Raw genomic sequence first — 22,969 nt, forward strand, 5'->3', positions numbered from 1 at the left:
CACGCGCTGCTGTGTGGCCTCGACGAGAAGATGACGGAGGAGGGCGACCTCAGCTGAGGCCCCAGCCAGACGCCGCCGTCCAAAGCTGGGTCGAGCAGGGGCGGCGGCGCCCTGGTACGGCCTTGGATCAGCGGTCGGCGGCTGTTCGGGCGGCCGAGTCCGCTGCTGTGGGGCCACTTGAAGCGCTGAGCAGGCCGATGGCACTGACCACGTCACGCGGTGAGGTGGCGAGTTGCGGGTGGTGGTCCAGGGTCGCCTGTTGGGCTGCGGTGAGCTGAAGGACGTGGACCTGCCAGTCGACCTTGACGACCAGGACGGCGCCGATGCGTACGACCGCGTCCTTGGTCGGTTGCAGGGAGGTAAGGAGCGGTCCGACGTTCTGCATCATGGTCGCGGTGATCGTCGCGTCCAGGGGCAGGAGCAGGCGTGCATCGGCCATGTGTGCGGCGGTCAGGGCGCCCTCGCGGACGGCTCGGGACCGTGTGGCGCGGGAGATGGTGGCCCGCATGCGGCGGAACCAGGATCCGAGGATGGGGTCTTCGCGGTCGAGGACCTCAAGGCCGGCGGTTGCGAGGAGGGTTTCCACGGCGGCCTGGACGTCGGCGTGCGGAGCCTCGTCGGACAGGTAGATCGTGACCGGTACCGAAGCTGGCTCCGGCTCGGATGACCTGGCTACGGGCGCCTGAGAACGGTCGGTTCCGGCAGCCGCGTTCTCGAACACGTCCCGGACCGTGCGCTCAAGATCGTGCACCGCCACGGCGAGCAGCGGCACTTCTTGGGTCCGCGCATGCAGGTGTTCGATGAGAGATCGCAGCAATTCCCACGACGGGTCTGGCTGCTCGATCGCCTCGCGCATACGGTGAAGCAGCGCGACGACGACGTGGGGGTCGGCGAGCTCCCCGCGGTGCATCTCCGCCAACTGCTGAAGGCGCAGGATCATCTCCCGCGGGCCGTTCGTATCCGGCCGGAATGAGTTAGCTGGCTGGACGACCTGATGGATGTGGGAGCTCGCTCCTACGGCTTGGTTTTGCACCTGTGCGGGACCACCGTTGATCACGATGCCGTTGTTGCCCGCATTGCTCTGTAGCCTGTCGTCGTCGCCCAAGGCAACCGCCCCCACTCACTGAGTCCGATGGTGCGCCACGGGAGGCAAGGGCCCCAGCGCCAGCCCCGCCAGACCTCTAGGTTATCTCTGTGGAGCCACCCAACACCGAGACATCTCCGCGGAGTTCGGCGCGATACGGGAATCCGGACACTACTTTTGGTCGGGTGTGTTTTCCTGCTTCTCTGGCGTCTGTTGTGTTTCAGTTTTGGGTTCGTGAGCGACCGCCCGCCCTACAAGAGCGACTTGTCCGACGAGAGGTGGGCCCTGATCGAGCCCGTCATCGCCTCCTGGAAGGCTCAGCATCCCTCCGTCAGCGGCCACCAGGGCGCCTACGAGATGCGGGAGATCGTCAACGCCCTGCTCTACCAGTCCCGTACCGGCTGCCAGTGGGACTACCTTCCTCACGACCTGCCACCGGTCGGCGCGGTGAAGTACTACTTCTACAGGTGGCGCGACGACGGCACCGACCAGACCATCCACGACCTGCTGCGCTGGCAGGTCCGCGAGAGCCGGGGGCGCAAGGCCGACCCGAGCCTGGTGGTGCTCGACACCCAGAGCCTGCACGCGGCCGCCGGGGTGCCCGCCGACACCACCGGAAGGGACGCGGCAAAAAAAGTCCCAGGCCGCAAGCGCGGCCTGGCAGTTGATGTTCTCGGTCTGGTGATCGCGGTGGTGGTGCTGGCCGCTTCCGCGCACGACAACGCCGCCGGCATCGCCTTGCTGCACAAGGTCGCAGCCGACACCGACATGGTGCACAAGGCCCTGGTGGACCAGGGGTTCAAGACCGCCGTCATCGACCACGGGCAGAGGGTGGGCATCGACGTCGAAGTCATCGAGCGCAACCCGGCAGCCAGCGGGTTCGTCCCGCAGCCCAAGAGGTGGGTGGTGGAGCAGGTGAACGGGATCATGATGCTGCACCGCAGGCTGGTGCGGGACTACGAGCACCGGCCCGCTTCCGCCGAGTCGAGGGTGTACTGGGCCATAAGCGACCGGATGGCCCGGATGCTCACCGCGACCTCCACCCCCACCTGGCGCGGCGCATGAGCGGCACCGAGCTGACTTTGGGAGCGGTGCTGGCGCGCCTGGAGGAGCAAGAGCGCGAGATCGCCGAGCAGGCCGAGGCCACGCGGAAACGCATCGCGGAACTCACCGCGCAATTGGAGGAGCTCGACCGGTTCGCCGAGGAGGTCCGCATCACCCGCAAGACCCTGCTGGCGCTGCCTGATCCGTCCCCGACGCCGCCGGCCGTGAAGCTGCCGGATCATCCGGCCTACCAGCAGATCATGGCGGTGTTCGCCGCAACCGACGCCCCACTGCGGGCACGGGCAGTCTGCGAGGCGATGGATCTGGAGATCGCACCCAGCAACATCAACAACGTCCGGCTGAAGCTAAAGCGGCTGGTCGAACGCGGGATCCTGATCGAGCCCGAGCAGGGGTTGTTCACCCAGCCACGGCCATAGCCCCCCGGAGAGGCCACCACCAGCCCGACAGTCCGGCTCCAAGCACGAAACGGGAGCACGTCGTACCGCAGCGATCAGGAACAGTCACGGCCTGACGGACTCCACGAGTTCAACCTGAGTACCGCTGATATCGCCACGCGGGCCGCATCGCCTTGTGGGCGGGTGAGGGGTGCCGTCGCAAGGATATCGCCGAGCTGTTTAGCGTATCGCTACCGAAGGCGGATCGCTGGCACCAAAACATGTCTCTATTCCCGGCCCCAATGCCCCGGAGGGAACTTTAGACGGGTTCTCTCGCCAGTAGGTGAGGTCTTGATCCAGCTACTTCTTGCGGTGGTCGCGACAGGCAGAGATGCCTGCTGTACCCTCCCGTCGCATCGCAGCCTAATCCACAGCCTCCATTTCACCAACCGGAGATCTTCGGTGTAAACCACAAACCGGCAACGTGACCGCCAACTCGACCCACCAGCGACTTCAAGCATAGTTGGCGGATCGGCATCCAGATCGATTTCAAGATCCGGGCGCTCGACATCGCCGCCCGCAATCGTAGCACCATGACCCTCAAACGGGATCCGCTCCTCCACCTCTGCCATAAATGCAAGGAACTCCACCGAGGTCGCCCCTTTGGGGGCTAGGCTTAATTCGATCCCATGGCCAGTAATATTCGCCTGGACTGGATTTCCCCCGACTGTCGAACTAGGGTAAATGAGTGTTCCCATTGGGGAGTTCACATGATACCTGAGGTTATACGGTTGCATTGAGTCCGCCACCCGGAAATGCCTCCCTCACTACATCGGGGCAGGAATCGTACGAATCGGCTCGCCAGCAAAGTCTGCGACGGTTTCACCACGATGACCAGCACAGACCCACTCCACCACCAGGTGCCACTGCACGTCGTAAGTCATCGTGTACGCCGTCACCTCGAACACTTCTGGGTCATTGCTAGCCACCTTAAACGGAAAATCTGGACTATCATCCCGACACCGCAACTGTGGAGTATCCGCATCCAAGTCCAACTCGTATTTGCGCACGGTCACGGATCCGCGATGCGGGTGATCTCTGCCATCCAGCGGCAGGTCGCGCGCTACTACGACCGGACGCAGCGATTGCACAAGAGCGGTCTGAGGTCCAACAACTTCCACTGCCACGCGGATCGAATGCCCGCTCTTGAAGGCGATCTCAGGTGGCCCTCCGGACCGAGACGGCACAATCGCGAATTCAGGTCCAACCGTATCCACGGTTACCCTCAAAGGGTCTGATTCAAGCTGCGGATCAACGTAGGTTGGTGGCTCTAGCGGCGACGCCGGGGGCGGCTCCTCCCCCTTGATGTGTTTTAGGAATGATGTCGCCTCGGCTCCCAGGACGGCTGAAATGACGGCAGCCAAAACACCCGCCACCCAGCTTTGCGCGGCACCATGTACGAGAATCAGTGATCCGAGCAACGCCACAAGCGACACAAGACCAACGCTGTACGAAACCAACCGCCCACCGCGATTAGGTCTCTCGTCCGACACGGCTCCCCCTAACGCCGACACGTCCGTTGAGACACTTGCTCCTCAAATGAGTTTGGCACAAGATCAGCGATCTCGGCCAGGATCAGCGTCTGTTCTGCTAATTAGAAGAGTTCGGCTCGTTCGAAGCGTCCGCAAGGTCGGCCGACGGCGCCTAGTCACACTGCTGCGGTCGAAAGCTCCGCGGTTGGCCGAGCGGCTGGTCGAGGACATTCTGACCGCGCTGGACGAGCAGACCGTCGTGGTCCCGGACACTGACGCGGTCCGCGGTGATTGTCCCCAAGTTCGCGAAGAACCTCGCCGCACTGCTCGACCAGTGCCAGGAACTCGTGGCCAACATAGAGGAGTTGCTGGAGGCGCCCCCTCTTTCTGCGCTCCTGACGACGATGCTGGGGATAGGTGTCAGGACCGGAGCCAGGATCCTCATCGACATCACTGTCGGTTGTTCTGGTCGCCGTGCGGCCCTGGTAGAGCAGCGCGTGGACGATCTCCCGCATCTCGTACCGGCCCTGATGGCCACTGGCCGAGGAGTGTGCGGCCTTCGACGTGGCGATCACAGACTCCACCAGGGCCCACTGCTCGTCGTTCATGTCGGTCTTGTGGGGCTTGTGCTCGCTCACGGTGCCCAGCCCAACATGCCCATGGTCGCCGACCTACCGTCACACGTTCAGGTGACGGCAAAACTCCTATGTACTCTCATACCGCCCTCTCAGAGACATCCGTGTCAGTGTGTGCGCCAGCAGTCGTCGGTCCTGGTGGACGGCTGACGGGGTATCGGCCGTTTTCCCGCCACGGCGTCGGTGATGGTCTCTACAGTGGCCCCCTGGCCTCTGTTGATCTGCCCGGGACGGTGCGGGACCTGATGTGGGTTGTGCGTCTGGCCGAGACGCATCTCTCGCAGTCGAGCACTCCTGATGGGATCAGCGCTCTCGTGCGGGATGGTGACAAGGCGCTCGTCACACATGCCGTGCTCTTCCCGGCTGAGAACGTGATCAAGGTTGTCGCGGCCGTAGGCGCGGCGGGCATCGTTGCCGCGAAGGACCCCGCACGTCAAGAACAGGTTCAACGACCTCAAGTCGAAGCTGAGCCGCATGGTCGAGGCCACCGCACAATAAGCCAGCAGGATCGGTGACAGTGTTCTTACCGGAACGTCGGCCGTGGGTTCAGCGTGACTGAGGGACTTTCACCGGGAACCCACGGCGTCTTCTGCAGGTGCGCTTGGAAGTGCGGTGGGTTCGGGGTCGCTGAGTTTAGTGAGCGGGGCAGGTACCTGTGACAGCTGCCAGTCATCGACGCTCAGCGATCGCGCGGTCGTCCGATTCGGCAGGGCTTCTTCGCACGGATGCAAATCCCTTGGGCTCCCTGACAGTTGTGGCCGTAGTCTCCCCGGATGACTACCGTTTCCGTCGAAGATCTCGCACGTGCATGCCAATCTGTCGGTGACCTGCTCGCTGAGGTCCGCCCCGAGCAGTGGAAGGAGCCGACGCCGTGCACGGAATGGGATGTGCGCGAGGTGGTGGCCCACCTGGTCGGCATGGACTTGGTGTTCGCAGCCATGATCGAGGGCGGCCCGATGCCCGAACGCGGAGTAGACCGCCTCGGTGACGACCCGGTCGGCGCCTACCGGTCCTCCAGCACTTCACTGCTGGCAGCTTTCTCCGGCCCGGGGGTGCTGGAGCGGAGTTATCGCGGACCTTTGGGGAGTGCCACGGGCGCCGAGCGCTTGCAGATCCGCCTGTACGATCTGCTCGCTCACGGATGGGACCTCGCCCAGGGCATCCAAATCCCTGCCCGGCTGCCCGAAGACCTTGCCGAGCAGGCTCTGACGTTCGCTCAGGCCCAACTCGCCCCCCAGTCCCGAGCGGGACGATTCGCCGAGCCGCGACCCGTCGAGGAGACCGCTCCGGCCATTGATCGCCTTGCCGCCTTTCTCGGCCGGCAGGTCCCCCCGCAGCTGTGAGACCGACCGACTGCAACTGACTGAGCTGGACGGGTAGCTTCACGCCTTCATGCGACCAGGGCGCAGCTCACCTCACCGCAGCCGGCGCCAGGTTGGATGATGCGTGTATCGATCAATCCTGGTTGGGACGCCCCGACACCCGATACGAGGTCGTCCGCCGCGACGCGGCCCGAAACGAGCACGAGGTCACCACCGCGACCAGCATCAACGACATCGCCTGCGACCTCACCATCTGGTTGGCCGCCCGCCACTTTCCCGGACGGCCAACCAAACAGATCACCGACTTCTAAAACACGGCCTACCCGACACGGCCCCAGGTGGCGCAGTGCTGAGCCACCCACCCCGATCCGCCCTTGGCGGACACCACCTTGAGCCACACCTTGCCCGAAGGGCCACCAGGCCAACAGCGGTAGGAGGAACCCGTCTTGTACACGTCGCAGCCGGCAGTGGTGCACGGCCGGAAGTCCCCCGGCCGAACGGTCTCCTTCACCGCGTAGTTGGTTCCAGGCCCAGTTCTGACATTGAAACTGTGGTTGTCGAACGGGACGGCCCCACCCCAGTCAGCGGGCGCGACACCCTCCGTCCCCGGTATCCGGCCCATGTCGTCGATGGTGTCCGCTCCTCCACCATGACTTCGCCTCCTACGGCACCGACGGCAAGGGCATACATCTCAACGACGACAACGTGCAACTCGTCATCAAGGCCCACCGAGCCGTACTCGAGCGCCTCGCTCTGGAGGCGCCCGCCTGGCCTTTCCGGGCGTTCGACGGCCCGCGTGGATTCGGCACTTACTGGCGCAACCACGACATGCGCAACAGCTGGCAGGCCCGACGGGACTGCATCGAGGAGATTCTCGGCCCCACCCGGGACGCGCTGGAGCAGCTGCAGGAAATTGAGTACGAGAGCCGGTTCACGAAAGGACCGTCGGGCCGCTTCAAGAACCTGATCTTTGCTGCAGATGGTGCGAAGCCTGAGATCGTGCTTCGGGATGCGGTGAACAATGACGTGGAGATCGTGCGCCACGCCGACACGTGCCTGGTCTTCTCCGATCCCTTGCCTCCCCAGGGGCTCACGTGGCGGCAGATGATCGCCTGGAACCACGAGCCCGACAGCAATGAGAAGACCGCCGCCGACAACCTCTACCGGCGTCTGTACCGGTCGTTGGACTCCCCGCCGGAACAACTACTGATGATCACCTACTGTGCCCGCTACGCCGGACGGGACGGGCTCGATCTGCCGGCGCTGATTCCGCAGGTCTACCTTCACTACGACCCCTACACCCGCAAAAGCGGAAAGCAGTCGGGGGCGCTGTACCGGCAGCGGATGGACTTCCTGCTGCTAGCCCCGCATCGTCATCGAGGTCGACGGAGTGCAGCACTACGGCCATAAGGACCCGCCCGATGAACAAGGGCGCGTCACTCATACCGCCTCGCCTCGGCTGTACTCGGAGATGGTGGCCGAGGACCGTCGGCTGCGGCTTGCCGGCTACGAGATCTACCGCTTCGGCGGCTGGGAGCTCTCGCCGCCGCATGGCGAGGAACTCCTCACCGACTTCTTCGGCGAACTCCTCAAACGGCACAGACCACACGCCGGCTTGTGACAGGTCCCCAAGAGGCGGAGGTGTTCGCCCGCCCGAGCGGTGAGGGGGAACACCTCCGCCTACACGTCCAGCACAGGCTGTGTCATGCCGACTTGAGACCTTTGAGCGCGGCCTGGAGCACCTCAGGTACGGCCTCAGGCGGCACGACACGCATGGCAACGTAGGTGAGGACAAGCGTCACGATCGCCGCGAGAGCGCACCTGACGATGCCGGTGACGTCGGCTTGCGCGGCCTTGTCCATGGCCCGCCAGACGACGAGCGCAAGGACCAGCAGGGCGAGCAGGAGGAGAACGATCATGGTGGCTGGTGTCCTTCGACGCGAGGGGCTTCACCTCTCGGTCCCGGGCTCCAGCCCTACCGGCAAAGAATCTTGACGAGCACCCTGGTCGCTGTTTCAGGCCTGTCGTTGCTCAGCACGACGCCGCTGTTCGGCGGCCAGGCGCTTGCTCTTGCGGCGGACTCGTTCGCCGAAGGCCCCAGGGTTGGTGGCGCCGACGGCGGCCGCGGCCTCGGCCCAGGTGGTGCCCTCGCCCTCGGCGTACGCGAACACCACCTGCCGCTCAGCCTCATTGAGGCCGCGCAGCACGGCGTTGAGCCGCGCGTTTTCGAACACCCCGCCCGTCGTATGGGTGAGGAGGCCGGTGTCGGCGGCGACGAGGTCGTGCAGCGACAGCCCGTCGCCGAGGTCGGCGTCCAGGGACAACACCCGCCCATGCCGGGTTCGGCGCCGCCAGATCGGCACCAGCTGGCGGTGCAGTGTGCGGGCCTCCGCCTTCAGCGCGCCCAGGGCGGTAGCGGGCAGGAAGCCGTCGGTCAGCAGCGGGGCGCACCAGTCGCCGAGTAGCGCGGTGGTCAGGGCCTGGTTCCAGCGGGCGCTGCGCGGCAGCACCAGCGTATGAGCCGCGAGAGGCTCGACCCAGTCGGCGGCGGTCTCGGAGCGCCGCACGGGCGTGGAGCCGCTGACCACTGAACGCACGGTGCAGGCATGCAGCAGGTCCGGATGTGCGTAGCGGACGGACGGCACAGTGCGCTCCACGGCGCGTCCCCGGTGCACGTTGGTCCTGCGCAGGCCGTCGGCGGCCTCGACCACCATGAGCTGCTGCTCAGGGGAGAGTGCGAGGAACCTGGGGTCACCGAGGCCGGGCGCCTGAACGGTGAGGACCTCGCCCGTCGGGATGTCCTCGGCCGCCACGATTTTCTGGCCGGGGGAGGAGAGGTCGAGGAAGCTGAAGTCACCGTCGGGTTCCTCAACGACGACGGACCGGCGGATCGGGACGTACACGGGGCTCACGCGGGGATGCTCCTTGTGCCGGAGGGGCGGTGTCCCTACTCGGTCCCAGACGACGGCCGGACCGGCAATAAATCTTGGAGAGATTCCGGACCGCTGTTCACGGCATGTCGAAGCCCGGTACGCCGGGCCTGTTCGGCGGAGAGCCGTTTGACCTTGCGCCGGACGCGTTCGCCGAAGGCGGCCGGGTCGGCTGCGCCGGCAACGGCTGCGGCCTCGGCCCAGGTGGTGCCCGTCACCCTCGGCGTAGGCGAACACCACCGTCCGCTCCAACGGGGACAGACCACGCAGCACGGTGTTCAGTCGTTCGTCGGCGAACACCCCGCCCGCCGCGTGGGCGAGCAGGTCGACATCGGAGGCGACCAGATCATGCAGTGACAGCCCGCCGAGGTCGGCATCCAGGGACAACACCCGCCCGCGCCGGGTCTCGCGCTGCCATACCGGCACCAACTGCCGGTGTAGTGTCCGGGTCTGCGCCCTCAGCGCGCCGATCGCTGTGGTGGGCAGATGGCCGGTCCGCCAGAGTGGATCGCACCAGTCGCCGAGAAGGGCGGTGGAGACGGCCTCCCGCCACCGCTCGCTACGAGCGACCACCAGGTTCTTGGCGACGTGGTCGAGGGAGACGCCCAGCTCGGCGGGCGTGAGGGAGCGGCCCAGTGTGGACGTCGTCCGGCCGTAGACGGCGCTACGGACGATCATGGCCTGCACGAGGTCCGGCGGACCCCCCCCGGAAGGTCGGGCATCGGAAGATCGCGGAGCGCCTCGTAGCTGCCGTAGCGTCGACGGAGTCCGTCCCGGCTTTCCAGACAAATGCCGTCCTGGGTGACGGTGACGAACTCGGCCCTGTCTCCGGCCCGGCGCCCGGGGACGGCGAGGTGCCAGTCGCGGGCCGGCTCGACGTTCTGGGGGTTCATTGCGAGCTGCTCCTTGTCCGAGGGGGATGCTTCACCTCCCGGTCCCGGGGAGCGGCGCCACCAGCAATGCATTTCCCGCGCACGGGCGTGATCTGGGTCATAGCACGACGGCACGGGTGTGCTGCGGGGCGAGGAGGGCGGCGAACTCACGGTCGTGGGCGGCACGGTTGCCTTCGAAATGGGCTCAGATGAGGTCGGGGACGACGGCCATGTCGTGGTCAGGCATCACCGTAGTCAGGATCGGCGACGTCCATCCGTGCGTCGATGCAGTAGTCGTGCTTCTGGGCGAAGAACGACGTCATCAGCATGACCGCGATCAGACAATGCCCTTGATTGAGGTGTTCCAAGGAGGGACGGTGCGCCACCAGGTGGCGAGACAGATTCGCGGGCATCGGATCCCCCCTCCCCGGCCAGTACTTCGTGTACAGGGAACTCAGCGGCAGGAAGAGGGCCTTCGGATTCAGCCCGTCCCCCCACGCAGGAGATGACGGCTTACGGTATTGGACCTTTCGTGACAGGCCCGCGTAACTGGTCCGCCTCTTTACCCATGCTTGCACCTCCTTGTCCAGTTTTCCTGGCTCGATGCCGGGGGTGCGCTCCTGGAACTCCTCCCTCTGGTACTTCTGCTCCCACGGGTTGGACTGCTTGAACTCCTCCGCGTCGCGGGGCACGTTCATGACGTCGTAGAACGTGTCCTCGGTGCCCAGCAGGGCCAGGCACGCTGCCGCCTCCCGATGCCCCGCTCGGAACGCCGCGAATACTCGGCGAGCGAGAGCGACGTCCTCGCGCATCCATTCGTCTCCGCAAGCGTCGATCTCCGCCTCACAGGCCGAGAGGATGTTGTCCTCGAACTCGCTGAGCACTTCAAGCCGGGCTTCGTGCCCGCTGGCGGCCAGAAGGGCACCCAGTACCTCAGCTGGTGGAACCCACGCGACAGGGATGCCGTCGTCCAGGGCGATCCTCAGCAAGTCGGTGACTGGCGTGCTCTCCAACCCCTGCCAGTTCTCGAAAGCCACCCCGTCCGATGTGCCAATCAACTGCACAGCACTGTCCGTGATCTGATCATCCGTACTCGTCATACGGCGCATTCTGCCGAGTTCCTGACACGGCAACGGCAGTTTCACCAAGAAGAGAAGCTGTCCTTCCCTGTCGCGGTCAACGTCTGAATGGCTGGGCACGGCGAGTACGGGTGGGCCGACTGTGACGGGCGCTGGCTCGTAGGTCCGGGACGCTCTATCCCAGCCCCGCCCAGGACGGTTACACACTGACCGCCTGATCCACGACCTTCACTTCAAAGAGCCGCACCCATAGACGACGTGGGTCAACTCGGTGACGGTCGTCGCGTGTAAACCCCTCCACTCTCGCGTTCGAAGCCACCCAAACCGCAGCAGCCGGCCCTGCAGTTACCCCGGGCCTGACCGGCCCGGCTGCCCTCCCTGTCGGCGCCCGACGGCACCGTGTTACCTTGCGCCCCATTGATCGTGAAGGTTGTGTGGGTGGGGGGCCTTTCATGAAATCTGCGCGATTCTCGCCGTCGATCGCCGCATCGGCCGTCGGGGCACTGCTCGTGGGGATGACGGCCGCGACCGTCGTCGGTCCCGGCGCGGTCGACTCGTACGCGGCGTCGGGTACGGCACTGCCGATCGCGCACTTCGCGCACCTGGTCGTGGACGCCTCGCACGGACACCTGTACATCAGCGGTGGCGCCGGCACCGATGGCATCGTCGTCACCGATCTCGACGGCGGCAACCCGACGACGATCAGCGGTGAACCGGGGGCCACCGGTCTCGCCCTCTCCGCCGACGGGTCCGCGCTGTACGCGGCTCTCCCGGACCAGGACGCGATCGCGGCGATCAGTACGGCGAACCTGACCGAGTCGGCGCGTTACGGCACGGGCGCGGGCACTCACCCGGACTCGCTGGCCGTCGCCGGCGGGACCCTCTGGTTCGGGTACGGCTCGGCGGGCGCCGGCGGCATCGGTTCCGTCGACGCGTCCGGCACGGTGAACCTCGGGCAGGATGCGGGCAGTTGGGCGGCGCCGCTGGCGCTGGCGACGACCCCGACGCCCTCCGGCGTCCTCGCGGCCGCCGTGCAGACGGGCGACACCTCCGCCTTCGTGACGTACTCGGCCCAGGACGGTGCGCTGACCCGGCAGGCGGGGAAGTCGCTGCCCGTGCCCGAGCTGACCGACTTCGCGGTCACGGCGGACGGACAGCATCTGGCGGTCTCGTCGTGGCTGCGCGCGAGCAGCAACCGGTACCGCGTCTCGGACCTGGCAGTGGACGGGCAGTTCTCCAGACCCTTGGCCGCCAGGGCCGTCGCCGTGGCGCCGGACGGCACCCTCGCCGGCTGCGGCTGCAACTACGGATTCGAGGCGTTTCCGGAACCGGGCGAGGGCTACTACCACCTGTACGAGATCGAGTCCCCGATGCACCTGGCCGCACACGGCCTTGCCTGGGCGCCGGACGGCAGCCGGCTCTACGCCGTGACCGTGGACGCCGCCGGCGGCACACCAACTCTCCAGACAGCCCATAACCCGGAAACCGCGTGGGTCAGGCTCTCCGGCACATCGACCACCACCCCGCTCGCCCCCGGCGAGACCTATGGGTTCCGGGCCAACTTCGATTCGCCGCTGAGCCTCGGTGCCGGGGAACCCATACTTCCGGGCACCGTACGGATCACGCGCTACGACGACGCCGATCCGGACGGTGTGCTCGTCCCGGACCCGACGGCCACCCCGGCCCGCCCACCGGTCGATTTCTTCGGCTCCTACCAGGTCTCCGGCACCGCTCCCCTCACCGGCCCCCTGAGCTTCCGCGTCGACTACTCGGGCAGCGGCCACTACGGCCCGGCCGTCCAGACCTTCGACGTCCCCGTCGCGAAGTACGCGCCCACCATGGTGCTGACCGCCCCGGACACCGGGGGCCGGGCCGCGCCGCTGACCGTCACCGGACGGCTCGTCTGGCCGCATGCGCAGGTGAAGACCGGTGCGGTGCACGTCGTCAAGACCGATCTGGCACACCCCTCGGGGTATTCCATGGGCACCGTGCCCGTCGCCGCCGACGGCACCTTCGCCCTCCACGACACCCCGCAGATTGGCGGCGCGAACACCTACTCCTTCACCTACGACGGCGGTACGTCCTACCTCCCGGCCAGTCAGTCGGCGACGGTGCAGGTGGCCCGGACCACGCCGGGCCTGAGCGTGACGACCGACGCGAAGTCGTACCACTCCGGCGCGACCGCCAAGGTCACCGTGCACCTGGGGACCACGTACAACTCCCGGCTCGTGACGCTGTACGCCCAACCCGCGGGCAAGTCGCGGACGGCAGTCAAGAGCGGCAAGGTCGACACGCACGGGAACCTCGTCGCGTCGTACAAGATCACCCGCAACACCGTGTTCAGCGCGGCCTTCGCGGGTGACTACCGCTACGCACCGCGCACGGTGACCATCGGTGCGACCCTCACGCCGACGATCCGGACACAGATGCAGTATCCGGTGAAGACCACCGGCATCGGATCCACCACCTACGAGGTCTTCTACAAGTCCGAAGTCACCATGGGCTTCAACCTCCAGGTCACTCCCCGTCAGGCCGGAGGCTGCACGTCGGTGTACGTCGAGCACTACTCCTCGGGGGCCTGGCACCAGGTCACCTCTCAGAAGTGCGTGCCCCTGTACTCCGACGGCTGGTACGGCTACGGCCGCGCTCTGAAGCTTTTTACGAGCAACGACCGTTACCGCGTCCGCGGTCTCTACACACCGCCGGCCAAGGGCTCGCAGACCGGCGGTGCGCAGAGTGGGTGGACCTACTTCACCGTCCGTCCCGGCAGCCCGTGAGCTCGAAGTCGGTGGCTTTCCGGCTCTTCGCAGTTGAGGGGTGTAGTCGGGTAGGCGTTGAGGTCTTCCAGGATGGAAGTTCCTGGACGACGTGAGTTGACGCGTGTGCCCTCGCCGGTTTCGACCAACACCGGGGGTACAACTTGAAATTGGGGAAGCTGTTCACTACGGGGGCCGTGGCAGTGGGTGTACTGGCTACGGCCGGGGCACCGTCGGCCGTGGCAGACCAGGCCGGCAGCAGCGCGCAGTTGCGGGTCACGGTCGGCTCGCCGAGGGCCCAGGCCGCTGCGGTGTCCGGTGCGGCTTCCGCCGCGACCTGCAGCATCAACAAGATCACGATCAATCCGTTCAGCGAGTGCGAGTGGGTGAAAGTCCACGTCGACGTGGTCAAGGTCGTCGACGGGGAGCCGGTCATCGAGGGCACGGCCGACTTCAACGTCAAGCACCAGATGACGCTGAAGGCCAGCTCCGCGAACTGGAGCGAGAAGCTCACCATCTCCAAGGCCACGACCACCGGCCAGGGCAAGGGCGTCGCCGTCGAGGTGGCCGCCAAGTCCGGCGGCGGCACCAAGGCGTCCGTGTCCTTCCCGCAGGGCCACACCCTGGACAGCGCGGCCAGCGGCAGCGTCGCCTACAAGACGACCATCGCCCCGAAGAAGATCCTGTCCAAGGCGAAGACCACATACGGCTACACGTTCACCAAGGCGGGCTACAGCCCCGGCAGCGTCTCCTACGGCTCGTCGGTCTACCGCTGCGACAACTACTACGGCAGCACCCGCACCAACCGCTCCGGCTGCGCCTTCCTCGAGGTGCCCACCGGGGTGAGCATGGTCGGCCTGGCCCGCATCGACGAAGGCATCCGCAAGCTGCGCTCCCGCGGCGGGCACTACGGCGACCCGAACGGCGGGAAGCCCCTGCACTCGATGATCAACAAGACGCAGGAGAACAAGAACAGGACCGCGGTGTGCCCGCGCACCGCCCCGGCGGACATGAAGCGCGCCGGCCGCACCTCGTGCGACGAGTACCCCTTCGCCTCCACCAAGGAAGGCGCCACGAACCTTCCTGCCAACCAGCGGGAGATCACCTGGGTCAAGGTGCAGGAGAACAAGTCCCAGGGCGGACGTATCACCGCATGGCGCGGCCAGATGCACGTCATGGACGGCGACCCGTTCTACGTGATCGCCTGAGCCTCGCTACACTCCCGCCAAGCCAGACAGGGTGCCTCTTCCCGCTTCGCCGGGGGAAGGGGCACCCTGCCCGTTCCAGGAGGCCCCTCATGCTGGTTCGTGCGTCCTCGTTCACCGTCGAGCTCGGTGAAAACGGCTACCTCATCGGCTTCACCGACGACTATGAGTACCCCGCCGAGATGCCCTTCGGCTGGCGCTGCGGCCCGGCCACCGACGCCAACGCTGTCGTTTTGGCCACCACTGACACCGGCCCCCTCCAGATGACCATCCAGGTCCACGATGCCCCACCGGCCCCGGAAACAGGCGGCGGGTGGGAGCCGGCCGAAGAAATCAGCCTGCGCGCCGACCTCCCCACCCTCCACCTCGCGACACTCGAGTCGGGCGACATCATGGACGCCTGGCCTGACGAGGAAGCGCCCCTTCGCCTTCCGCCCGCCCCGGACGGCGGCGACTGGGTGCGCATGCGCCTGTACTGCCATGCCGACGACCCTGAACCCGGCATCGGCGACCACGGGGAACGCCACCTGGTCCAACTCTGGCCCGCACCCGAGACACTCCCGGTGCACCCGGACATCACCGAGGAAGACCGGCAGGCACGCGCCGAATACGCCGCGGACCAGGCCCTGGCCGTGGACGACTACACCATCGCCTACCCGACGCAGACGGAGTGAGGGGCATCGGAGTGCTTCTTCGCGCGGCACCCCGCGCGGTGTCGTACCGGGCCGGGGGGTGCCTCTATGTCTTTGGTCAAGCGAGGCGTGGGGTTCGGGGTTCGTAGAAGGTGCCGTCGCGGAGCATCGCGAACAGCACGTTGATCCTCTGGCGGGCCAGGCGGAGAAGTGCCTGGGTGTGGGTCTTCCCTCTGGCCCGGCATTTGTCGTAGTAGACACCTCACGGTGTCAAGTCATCACGCAGCAGCGGCAAGTCGAGTGGGGAAGGCGGTCTGTTCGTCGAAGGGCTTGTGGTGCTGGATGCAGTGGTAGAGCTGGCCGATCATGCGGTTGAAGAGGTTGCGCTGCGCGGCGGCGTGCCAGTCGCCCTGCTCGCGTCGGCGCCGGTAGTGGTCGTTGGCTCCGGCGGACGCTCGGAGTGAGGCGAAGGCCCACAGGTATCCGGCGTGGTTGAGCCGGTCGTTCTTGACCCAGCGCCGGGTGATGGACGATTTCTTGCCGGAGGCCCTGGTGATGGGCGAGGAGCCGGCGTAGGCCTTCAGGCCGCGGGCGTCGGCGAACCGGGTATGGTCGTCTCCGATCTCAGCCAGGATCCGGGCGCCGAGTTGGATGCCGAGCCCCGGGAAGCTCAGGATCACTTCAGCGTCCGGGTGCTGAGGGAAAGCCTCTTCCACCGCTTCGGCGAGCTGGTCGGCGGCGGTGCAGGCGGCTTCCAGCTGGATCAGCAGGGCGAGCATCTGCTTGCCGAGTGCGTCTTCGATAAGCGGAGCCTGGTGGGCCCATTCGGCGCGGAGGACGTCACGCAGCCGGTCGGCCTCCGTCTCGATGCCGCGCTTGCGGCCGGCCCGTTTGAGGGCGGCCTGGAGCTGGGTGCGAGACAAGCGCGCCGCTCGCGAGGGGGTCGGTGCGGCCTTGAGGAGTTCGCGAGCCTCGGGGCGGCATAGGCCGTTCGTCCAGGTGGCGAAGGCGTCCAAGGCAGCCGGGTAGTACTCGCGCAGCAGAGATCGGAGCTGGTTGGCGATCTGCTGGCGGTTCCAGGTTGCGTCCTGCTGGGCACGAGCCAGGACTGCGATCGCCCGGCCAAGGTCTGAGTCCGCAGGTAGGGGTCGATGAGCGTGCATGTCAGTGCGCAGGATGTTCGCCAGCACGAAGGCGTCGCCGGGGTCGGACTTTTTGCGCGAGACCGAGTGGCGATCGCGATAGCGCGCGGCGGCCATCGGGTTGATTGCGAACACCTTCCGTGTCCCGGTGCGCAACACGGCGACCAGGAGACCGCGGGAGGTCTCGATCGCCACCGGGATCGGGTTCTCCTCCGTGTCGCCGTACTCGACGAGCAGGTCGAGCAAGATCTTGTAGCCAGCGGCATCGTCGGTGATGTGCCGCTTGGCTAATAGCTCGCCTTTGTCGTTGACGATGGCAATGTCGTGGGTTCGCTCCGCCCAGTCGATTCCGCAGTAGATCAAGGTTGTCCCCTTCCAGCGTGCTGGTGTTTGCGCTGGTCACGAGCGCATGCGGGCCACGCGAGCGACCTAATCCAAGGCCTCGACCACCACGCGGTCGGGCCGCCACCTCACTAGCCGTTCGTGGCACCAGCGCACCCCACGGGCCTCGGTCTGTACCGGAGCTCAGACGGCTCGGGCGTATCAAGAGGTCACCGTGCAGCAGGCTCGCACCACCAACACCAACGAGTGATCAAGCCGGTAGTTGTTGACGGTGGCGACGGCCGTGAAGGTGCCGAACGCTGCGCGATCTACTACGAGGCATCCGAGCCCGGTGCGGGACAGGCATCCACCCGGCGCTGCACGACGGTCACCACCATGAGCACCAGGACCGCACACCTGTCTAAAGCGAGGCGTTGCCCGCCCGGCAGCCACTAGATGTCACGATCCGGCACTCGAACGCCCGTAGGAACAAGCGCCCCAACAGGACGCTCTTAACAATGGATTAGGTGCGGGAGGCGGGATCGTGCAGGGCGGCGAACGCGGACAGGAACATCGCGCGTTTGAGCTGCCGGTTGCCGCCTCTGGGTGCGTGTTCGCCGCGGTTCGAGGTCCCCGACGACTTGGTGGTGGGGGCCAGGCCGGCGTAGGAGGCGAGGTGGGCGGCGGTGGGGAAGCTGGTTGCGTCGCCGACGGTGACCAGCAAGGTGGCGGCGGTCCTGACCGCGACCCCCGGAATCGAGGTCAGGACCGCGGAAAGAGGGTGAGCCTCCAGCAGCTGTCCGATCTGCGTTTCCAGGGCTCGTCGTTGTTCGTGGACGGCGGCGAGGGAGCGGGCCAGGGACGGGATCACGACGTCGAGGGTGGCGGTGCCCGGGACCACGACGGTCTGCTCGTCGAGGGCGTCGAAGACCTCGTCGATCAGCCGGGTGGCCATGCGTGGAGCTTTGGGCCGGATCACTTCAACGAGCCTGCGGCGACCGGCCTTTCGCAGGGCGGCCGGGGATCCGTAGCGTTCCAGCAGCCAGGTCACCGCGGGGTGGTCCAGGCGCGGGCCGAGGACGCGCTCCAGGCTGGGATGGAACTGGGTGAGCAGGCCGCGTATCCGGTTGGAGGTGCGGGTGGCCTCGGCCGCGAGGCGCGGACGCGCTGCTGGGCCTGCCCGGCGCCCCGGTCACGGTGGGACTGAAGCCCGCGGCACAAGGCCTGTTGGCCGCGGTCGACGCCGTCGCGGCCCCCGCCGCCGAGGCCTTGGGGCCGGACGCGTCGGAGCCGGCCGTTCCGGCCGATGCCGCACCCCCTGTCGTCGAGGCCTCCCCGTCCGACGGGCCGGCCGCCGACACCGGGCCGGCCGGCACCACCGCGGCCGACGCGGCCGGCGGCGCGTCCGGCGCCTCCGGTGTGTCGGCCGAGGCGGGCGCGGCGTGGGGGCGGGTGAGGGCGGCCGCGGACGTGCTGCGTGGCGACCTGAGTCATCCGGGCCGGTATCACCAGGCGCGGGCGGCGGGGATCGTGGAGCGGCTGCTGGGAGTCACGCTGGGTGCGGCGCAGGAGAAGGCGCTGGATGTGTGGGGGACCGTCTACGGGGTGGCCTCCGGGATTTTGCACGGCCGCGCGGCCGACGCCGGCGAGGCCGCCGTCCTGTACACCGGCATCCTCGCCGCGGCCCGCGAGTTGCCGGTGCCGCTGCCGGGCCGTGCGGCCCGGGTTGGGGTGGCAGTGCACTGGCTGACCGATACCGGGCGCTCCTGCAATTCCGCAGCCCCGAGCCCAACAAGCTGAGCCTATGGACGTGGTCGAAGGCGGTGCGCCGGCTCGCTGTGGAGGCCGGAGTGGAGCGCGTCTCCACATACACCACGCGGCACCTGTGCCTGACCGATCTGGCAAGGATGGGCTGGGAGGTGCACCCGATCGCCACCTTCGCTGGACACCGGCACACCGACTCGACCATGCGCTACATCCACCTCTCGGGCCGGGACCTGGCCGAGAGGTTCGCGCGCGGGATGGAGCACATCCATGCTCAGCGGGTCGCGCTGCTGAGCGCCGGCGTCGAGGGCACCGGAGGACCGCGGTGACCGCGCTCGCCTCGGCCGCCGGGAACACAGCGCCCGGCTGGCCCTGGCCGCTGGGGCGCACCGGCCGACAAGGACTGACCGAGCGCGGTCGTACCGGCCACGGCGGCGAGGGCGAGCCCGCACCGCCGCAGCAGCAGATAGCCGACACCGAGCAGCGAGGCATTGCCCAGGGCGACGACCCTCGGGCCGGGTGCCCCGGCCTCGTGGGGCGCGGAACTCGGCATGGTGGGTAGGGCATGCGTCGGGTCGCACATCCTCGTCTCTCCCGGTCTCGGTCAGCGACGGCTCCGGTGCCCGCATGGTGCGGCTCCGTTCCCGGTAGGGGGCCCGGAACCCGCTCGGACCAGGAGGCGAGTTACTCCCACTTCTGGGTCCTGGCTCAGTTGCTGTGGGGGTTCTGGGCGGGTCTGTGCGAAGTGCGGTGAAAGGAGATCGCCACCAAGTACGGGTTGAGTACACTGCGTTGTCTGGCAGGGCCGTCGGTGGTGGGGCGAGGGGTGGGACGGTGCCGGTGACGCCGGAGGCCGGGAACAGGATCGCCGGCCGGTATCTCTTGCGGGAGCCCATCGGCAGCGGCGGGATGGGCGTCGTCTGGCTGGCCTGGGACGAGCGGCTCGAACGACGGGTCGCGGTCAAGTGCGCACGCCTGGACGACGATCGGGCCGCGCGACGGCTCATGGGCGAGGCGCGCAACGCCGGGCGGCTGCATCACCCGAACATCGTGGGCGTATTCGACTTCGTCGACGAGGGCGCCACGTGCTGGATCATCATGGAATACGTCCCCTCGCGCAGCCTCGCGCAGATCCTGACGGAGAACGGCCCGCTCACGCCCGAGGAGGCCGGGTCGATCGGCTGCCAGATCGCGGCCGCGCTGGCGAAGTCCCACGGCGAGGGTGTGGTGCACGGCGACGTGACGCCGGAGAACATCCTCGTCACTGACGAAGGCGTGGCGAGACTCACCGACTTCGGGATCTCGCGGGCCCTGTGGAGCGACGTCACCCACAGTGCGACGGGCAGAGTGCGCGGCAAACTCCGTTATCTGGCACCAGAGTTGGCCAAGGGGCAGCCTGCGGGCGAGAAGTCGGACGTGTTCTCCCTGGGTGCCTCTCTGTTCATGGCGGTCGAGGGCCGGTCGCCGTACGGAGAGGCCGAACACCTCATGGCCTATCTGGCCCGGGCCGCCGAGGGACACCTGGAGCCCATGCACCGGGTCGGGACCCTGACCGGTCCGCTCACCGCTCTGCTGGAGGTGGAGCCCCGACGCCGTCCCGACTCCGCCAGGGCGCAGAAGCTGCTGACGCGCGCCGCACCACCGCCCCCGCACATACAGGAGCAGTTGCGGGACAGCCGTACGCGGGACCTGATGCACCGCACGCTCCGGCTGTCGCGACCCGTGCGCCGCCCGCAGGAATCCACGCCCTCCATGTTCCAGTCGCCACAGCCCGCAGGAAGACGCCGGAACCGGTTGGTGATCATGGCGGTGGCGCTGGTCGGGGTGGGCGCGATCACGGGTGGGCTCGTCCTCTTCGGCCCGTGGGCCTCGAAGGACGACGGGGACCAGGGAGGTCGTAGCGGTGCGGCTGACGCGAAACCGTCGGCCATGGTGCGGGCCGGTGCCATGGGCGACGAGCGCACGGCCGACCCCTGCGGGCTGCTCGACGCGGCCTCGCTGAGCCGCTTCGGTGGCACCGTACTGGACCCTGACTACGGGGAGATCGACCGGTGCGACGTCCTGGTGCGCAACAACAGCGGTCACGACAACGCGGACGTCCAGGTCAACCTGGACTCGGACCGGGACGATTTCGACGACGTCGTGTCCACCCGGCTGGTCGACGGCCTCACGGTCGTGACCCTCAAGCGGGACGAGAGGGCCTGCGAGCGGGCCGTCCTGAGCACCGACGGCAAGCAGATCCGTGTGATCGGGAAGCAGCTCAACGAGGTGGCGCCGGACCCGTGCCAGATGGCCGACGCCGCCACCGATCACGTGGTCGGTGTGCTGGCCGACGGGCCGGTGCCCCGGCGTTCGTCGTCGCCGGACGCGAACTCCCTGGCCCGGCTGGACGCCTGCACGCTGCTCGACGCCATCAAGCTCAAGCGGCTTCCCGGCGTCGAGGTGGACAACCGGGACCGCGGTTTCGGATCCTGGACGTGCGACTGGTCGAGCGACGACGGCGAGCGTGAGGTGGAGATCCAGTTCAGCCGGGACAACTCACTGGACGCCGACGACGGAACCCTGGTGAACGTCGCCGGTACGAAGAGCTACTTCATCGCGGCCGAGGCCGAGGCCGACAGCTGCACCGTACGGACCCCGCACCGCACCTTTACGGACTCGGCCGGCGACCGTACCACCGAACTCTTCCAGCTGACCGTGTACGCTCCGCAGCCGACCAGGCAACTGTGCGACACCGCCACGGAGTTCGCGGCTGACGTCGTAGGGAACATCCAGAAGCGAACTGCCGGAGACGTGACATGACCGAGCCGGGAATGGCACGGCGACGGCCGGCGGAGCGGGGCATGCCCGCTCCGGGTGGCCGGCTCCTGCCCGCCACCCACGGGAGCCTCGCCCGGGGCGCGTCCGCGCCGCTGCCCGGCACCGTCTTCGCGCTCGCCCTGACCGGCGGCATGACGCTGGGGCCCGGGGACGGGCGCGAGGTGCTGTTCGGCCGCAACCGGCCCGAGGTCCACGTCTGCCTCGGCGAGGACGATCCCGAGGTCAGCCGCCACCAGGGCACACTCATCCACCGACACGGCCACTGGTGGGTGAGCAACGCCGGGCGCCTGCCGATCCGGTGCGCCGGGTCCCGGCTGCTGTTCCGGGGCGAGGAGCCACTGCTGCTCGACACCGGCTACACCCCGCTGTTCGCCGGCGGTTCACGTGGCCGCGAGCACTTGCTGGAGGTCTTCGTCACCGGTCCCGAGGGCGAGCGGCCGCCACCTCGGCACGGGGACGTCACCCGCCCGCCCAGGGTGTGGGTGCTGACCGAGCAGGAGAAGCTCGCCCTCGTCGCGCTCGGCCGACGGTACCTGCTGCACGAGCCCCGGCCGCAGCCGTTGACCTGGAGGCAGACCGCCGCCGAGCTCGCCGAGTCGCAGCCGTACGCGGGCTGGACGGACAAGCGCGTCGAACACCTGGTCAACGGCGTGCGCACCCGGCTGTCCCGCGACGGGGTGCCCTGGCTGACCCGCGAGGAGCTCGGCGAGCCGGTGGGCAACGCGCTCAACGACCACCTGATCCGGGCCCTGATGGCGTCGACCACGCTCGTGCCGATGGACCTGGCACTGATCGACGCCGCCTGACGCCGTCACCATGGCCGTCGGCGGAAGCACGCGTTGCCGCGGTGGCCGTAGAGCAGGGCCACGCCGGTGGCGGACAGGACCACCGCGACGATGTCCATCACGGCGTACTCCTCTCGGTGTCGGAGCGTATGCCGAAGGGTGTCAAGGGCGCGTTGGCGGTGGTGTGGTGTCAGGCCGTGCTCAACTGCCTTGCCGGATGGTTCGTCTGGACCCTGATGAACGAACGTCTCACTCACCATCAGGACGTCGCGGATCTCGGCATGATTGCTGTCCTTACGTCCTTCGCCGCGTCCGCCGTGCTCTTCGTCTCCGGCGTCTTCGCACGGAAGCGGTTCGGCTGGGTGCGGGTCACTGTTCTCGTCGGCGAGTGCGCGATCGCTCTGTTCTCGCTGATCAATGTCTTCGTCGCGTGCGTGCCTGCCGCGGGCGTCGGGCTGGCGGTCGCCGCGCTGACCGGCAGGACGATGCTGGGTGCCCCGGCACGCGAGTGGTTCAACCGTTGACAGTGCCAGGCTCAGACCGCGGCAGCCCCGGCGGCGAGTCCGGAGATCTGACACGACGTACGAAAGCGCGGGATTGCGCCCGCTGTTGACCGTAGATGACCGGTCTTACGGCCACGCTATAGGCACG

At 67.6% G+C, this 22,969-nt stretch carries 20 protein-coding genes and 3 pseudogenes; 15 read left to right on the top strand and 8 right to left on the bottom strand.

Annotation, left to right across the window (positions count from 1 at the left end; all coding sequences use genetic code 11):
* Positions 1-127: 127 nt before the first annotated feature.
* Positions 128-940 (bottom strand): hypothetical protein, encoded by an 813-nt coding sequence (locus tag ACYUED_RS45505; protein WP_491290231.1) that lies wholly within the window; start codon positions 938-940, stop codon positions 128-130.
* Between the two features lie 378 nt (positions 941-1,318).
* Here ACYUED_RS45505 and ACYUED_RS45510 point away from each other — a divergent pair, with 378 nt between their 5' ends.
* On the top strand, positions 1,319-2,149 hold the full coding sequence (locus ACYUED_RS45510; protein ID WP_491290232.1) for an IS5 family transposase: 831 nt from the start codon (positions 1,319-1,321) through the stop codon (positions 2,147-2,149).
* Positions 2,146-2,565 carry a hypothetical protein gene (locus ACYUED_RS45515; protein WP_491290233.1) on the top strand — a complete coding sequence of 140 codons (420 nt, stop codon included), beginning with the start codon at positions 2,146-2,148 and terminating at the stop codon, positions 2,563-2,565. The genes ACYUED_RS45510 and ACYUED_RS45515 overlap by 4 nt, the downstream gene beginning before the upstream one ends.
* A 785-nt stretch (positions 2,566-3,350) precedes the next feature.
* Here the strand turns inward: ACYUED_RS45515 and ACYUED_RS45520 are convergent.
* Entirely contained in the window at positions 3,351-4,043 is a 693-nt protein-coding gene (locus ACYUED_RS45520) for a hypothetical protein (protein ID WP_491290234.1), read from the bottom strand.
* Between the two features lie 163 nt (positions 4,044-4,206).
* On the opposite strand from ACYUED_RS45520, the pseudogene ACYUED_RS45525 reads away from it, so the two are divergent.
* The 5 genes and pseudogenes from ACYUED_RS45525 to ACYUED_RS45545 form a co-directional block, all read left to right on the top strand.
* Positions 4,207-4,330, top strand: a pseudogene (locus tag ACYUED_RS45525) (IS110 family transposase); the annotation flags it as partial.
* 1,133 nt (positions 4,331-5,463) lie between these two features.
* Entirely contained in the window at positions 5,464-6,033 is a 570-nt protein-coding gene (locus tag ACYUED_RS45530; RefSeq protein ID WP_491290235.1) for a TIGR03086 family metal-binding protein, read from the top strand.
* A gap of 122 nt (positions 6,034-6,155) precedes the next feature.
* Positions 6,156-6,323: a hypothetical protein gene (locus ACYUED_RS45535; protein WP_491294854.1), complete on the top strand. Its 168-nt coding sequence runs from the start codon at positions 6,156-6,158 to the stop codon at positions 6,321-6,323.
* A 394-nt stretch (positions 6,324-6,717) separates the two neighbouring features.
* A complete protein-coding gene (locus ACYUED_RS45540) occupies positions 6,718-7,422 on the top strand; it encodes a hypothetical protein (protein ID WP_491290236.1) in 705 nt (234 codons plus the stop codon).
* A gap of 61 nt (positions 7,423-7,483) precedes the next feature.
* On the top strand, positions 7,484-7,633 hold the full coding sequence (locus ACYUED_RS45545) for a hypothetical protein (RefSeq protein ID WP_491290237.1): 150 nt from the start codon (positions 7,484-7,486) through the stop codon (positions 7,631-7,633).
* An 82-nt stretch (positions 7,634-7,715) separates the two neighbouring features.
* On the opposite strand, the gene ACYUED_RS45550 is transcribed toward ACYUED_RS45545, so the two are convergent.
* The 3 genes from ACYUED_RS45550 to ACYUED_RS45560 all read right to left on the bottom strand — a co-directional run bounded on the left by ACYUED_RS45550 (position 7,716) and on the right by ACYUED_RS45560 (position 10,914).
* Positions 7,716-7,931, bottom strand: coding sequence for a hypothetical protein (locus ACYUED_RS45550; protein WP_491290238.1), 216 nt, complete (start codon positions 7,929-7,931; stop codon positions 7,716-7,718).
* 96 nt (positions 7,932-8,027) lie between these two features.
* Positions 8,028-9,620, bottom strand: coding sequence for a hypothetical protein (locus ACYUED_RS45555; RefSeq protein ID WP_491290239.1), 1,593 nt, complete (start codon positions 9,618-9,620; stop codon positions 8,028-8,030).
* 433 nt (positions 9,621-10,053) lie between these two features.
* Positions 10,054-10,914, bottom strand: a complete 861-nt coding sequence (locus ACYUED_RS45560; protein WP_491290240.1) for a hypothetical protein — start codon at positions 10,912-10,914, stop codon at positions 10,054-10,056.
* Positions 10,915-11,345: 431 nt separating this feature from the next.
* Here ACYUED_RS45560 and ACYUED_RS45565 point away from each other — a divergent pair, with 431 nt between their 5' ends.
* The 3 genes from ACYUED_RS45565 (at position 11,346) to ACYUED_RS45575 (ending at position 15,528) form a co-directional block, all read left to right on the top strand.
* Positions 11,346-13,670, top strand: a complete 2,325-nt coding sequence (locus tag ACYUED_RS45565) for a YncE family protein (RefSeq protein ID WP_491290241.1) — start codon at positions 11,346-11,348, stop codon at positions 13,668-13,670.
* 218 nt (positions 13,671-13,888) lie between these two features.
* Positions 13,889-14,857 carry a NucA/NucB deoxyribonuclease domain-containing protein gene (locus ACYUED_RS45570; protein ID WP_491290242.1) on the top strand — a complete coding sequence of 323 codons (969 nt, stop codon included), beginning with the start codon at positions 13,889-13,891 and terminating at the stop codon, positions 14,855-14,857.
* Positions 14,858-14,946: 89 nt separating this feature from the next.
* Positions 14,947-15,528: a hypothetical protein gene (locus tag ACYUED_RS45575; protein WP_491290243.1), complete on the top strand. Its 582-nt coding sequence runs from the start codon at positions 14,947-14,949 to the stop codon at positions 15,526-15,528.
* A 76-nt stretch (positions 15,529-15,604) separates the two neighbouring features.
* Here the strand turns inward: ACYUED_RS45575 and ACYUED_RS45580 are convergent.
* The 3 genes and pseudogenes from ACYUED_RS45580 to ACYUED_RS45590 all read right to left on the bottom strand — a co-directional run.
* Positions 15,605-15,742, bottom strand: a pseudogene (locus ACYUED_RS45580) (IS110 family transposase); the annotation flags it as partial.
* Between the two features lie 22 nt (positions 15,743-15,764).
* Positions 15,765-16,991: an IS110 family RNA-guided transposase gene (locus ACYUED_RS45585; protein WP_491290244.1), complete on the bottom strand. Its 1,227-nt coding sequence runs from the start codon at positions 16,989-16,991 to the stop codon at positions 15,765-15,767.
* A gap of 484 nt (positions 16,992-17,475) precedes the next feature.
* A pseudogene (locus ACYUED_RS45590) lies at positions 17,476-18,105 on the bottom strand (transposase); the annotation flags it as partial.
* Between the two features lie 41 nt (positions 18,106-18,146).
* Between ACYUED_RS45590 and ACYUED_RS45595 the strand changes: the two are divergent.
* The 5 genes from ACYUED_RS45595 to ACYUED_RS45615 all read left to right on the top strand — a co-directional run bounded on the left by ACYUED_RS45595 (position 18,147) and on the right by ACYUED_RS45615 (position 22,842).
* Entirely contained in the window at positions 18,147-18,749 is a 603-nt protein-coding gene (locus tag ACYUED_RS45595) for a hypothetical protein (protein ID WP_491290245.1), read from the top strand.
* Between the two features lie 23 nt (positions 18,750-18,772).
* Positions 18,773-19,042, top strand: coding sequence for a tyrosine-type recombinase/integrase (locus ACYUED_RS45600; RefSeq protein ID WP_491290246.1), 270 nt, complete (start codon positions 18,773-18,775; stop codon positions 19,040-19,042).
* A 505-nt stretch (positions 19,043-19,547) separates the two neighbouring features.
* Entirely contained in the window at positions 19,548-21,515 is a 1,968-nt protein-coding gene (locus ACYUED_RS45605; RefSeq protein ID WP_491290247.1) for a serine/threonine-protein kinase, read from the top strand.
* Between the two features lie 41 nt (positions 21,516-21,556).
* Positions 21,557-22,339: an FHA domain-containing protein gene (locus tag ACYUED_RS45610; RefSeq protein WP_491290248.1), complete on the top strand. Its 783-nt coding sequence runs from the start codon at positions 21,557-21,559 to the stop codon at positions 22,337-22,339.
* A gap of 128 nt (positions 22,340-22,467) precedes the next feature.
* Positions 22,468-22,842, top strand: coding sequence for a hypothetical protein (locus tag ACYUED_RS45615; protein WP_491290249.1), 375 nt, complete (start codon positions 22,468-22,470; stop codon positions 22,840-22,842).
* Positions 22,843-22,969: the final 127 nt, after the last annotated feature.

The sequence above is a fragment of the Streptomyces sp. DF42 genome, from assembly GCF_058267695.1.

What these genes read in the sequence shown, in the direction of transcription:
- ACYUED_RS45505 (WP_491290231.1), bottom strand. Translation starts at nt 940, where the DNA reads ATGATCCTGCGCCTTCAGCAGTTGGCGGAGATGCACCGCGGGGAGCTC.
- ACYUED_RS45515 (WP_491290233.1), top strand. Translation starts at nt 2,146, where the DNA reads ATGAGCGGCACCGAGCTGACTTTGGGAGCGGTGCTGGCGCGCCTGGAG.
- ACYUED_RS45530 (WP_491290235.1), top strand. Translation starts at nt 5,464, where the DNA reads ATGACTACCGTTTCCGTCGAAGATCTCGCACGTGCATGCCAATCTGTC.
- ACYUED_RS45545 (WP_491290237.1), top strand. Translation starts at nt 7,484, where the DNA reads ATGGTGGCCGAGGACCGTCGGCTGCGGCTTGCCGGCTACGAGATCTAC.
- ACYUED_RS45550 (WP_491290238.1), bottom strand. Translation starts at nt 7,931, where the DNA reads ATGATCGTTCTCCTCCTGCTCGCCCTGCTGGTCCTTGCGCTCGTCGTC.
- ACYUED_RS45555 (WP_491290239.1), bottom strand. Translation starts at nt 9,620, where the DNA reads ATGATCGTCCGTAGCGCCGTCTACGGCCGGACGACGTCCACACTGGGC.
- ACYUED_RS45560 (WP_491290240.1), bottom strand. Translation starts at nt 10,914, where the DNA reads ATGACGAGTACGGATGATCAGATCACGGACAGTGCTGTGCAGTTGATT.
- ACYUED_RS45565 (WP_491290241.1), top strand. Translation starts at nt 11,346, where the DNA reads ATGAAATCTGCGCGATTCTCGCCGTCGATCGCCGCATCGGCCGTCGGG.
- ACYUED_RS45575 (WP_491290243.1), top strand. Translation starts at nt 14,947, where the DNA reads ATGCTGGTTCGTGCGTCCTCGTTCACCGTCGAGCTCGGTGAAAACGGC.
- ACYUED_RS45610 (WP_491290248.1), top strand. Translation starts at nt 21,557, where the DNA reads ATGCCCGCTCCGGGTGGCCGGCTCCTGCCCGCCACCCACGGGAGCCTC.
- ACYUED_RS45615 (WP_491290249.1), top strand. Translation starts at nt 22,468, where the DNA reads ATGCCGAAGGGTGTCAAGGGCGCGTTGGCGGTGGTGTGGTGTCAGGCC.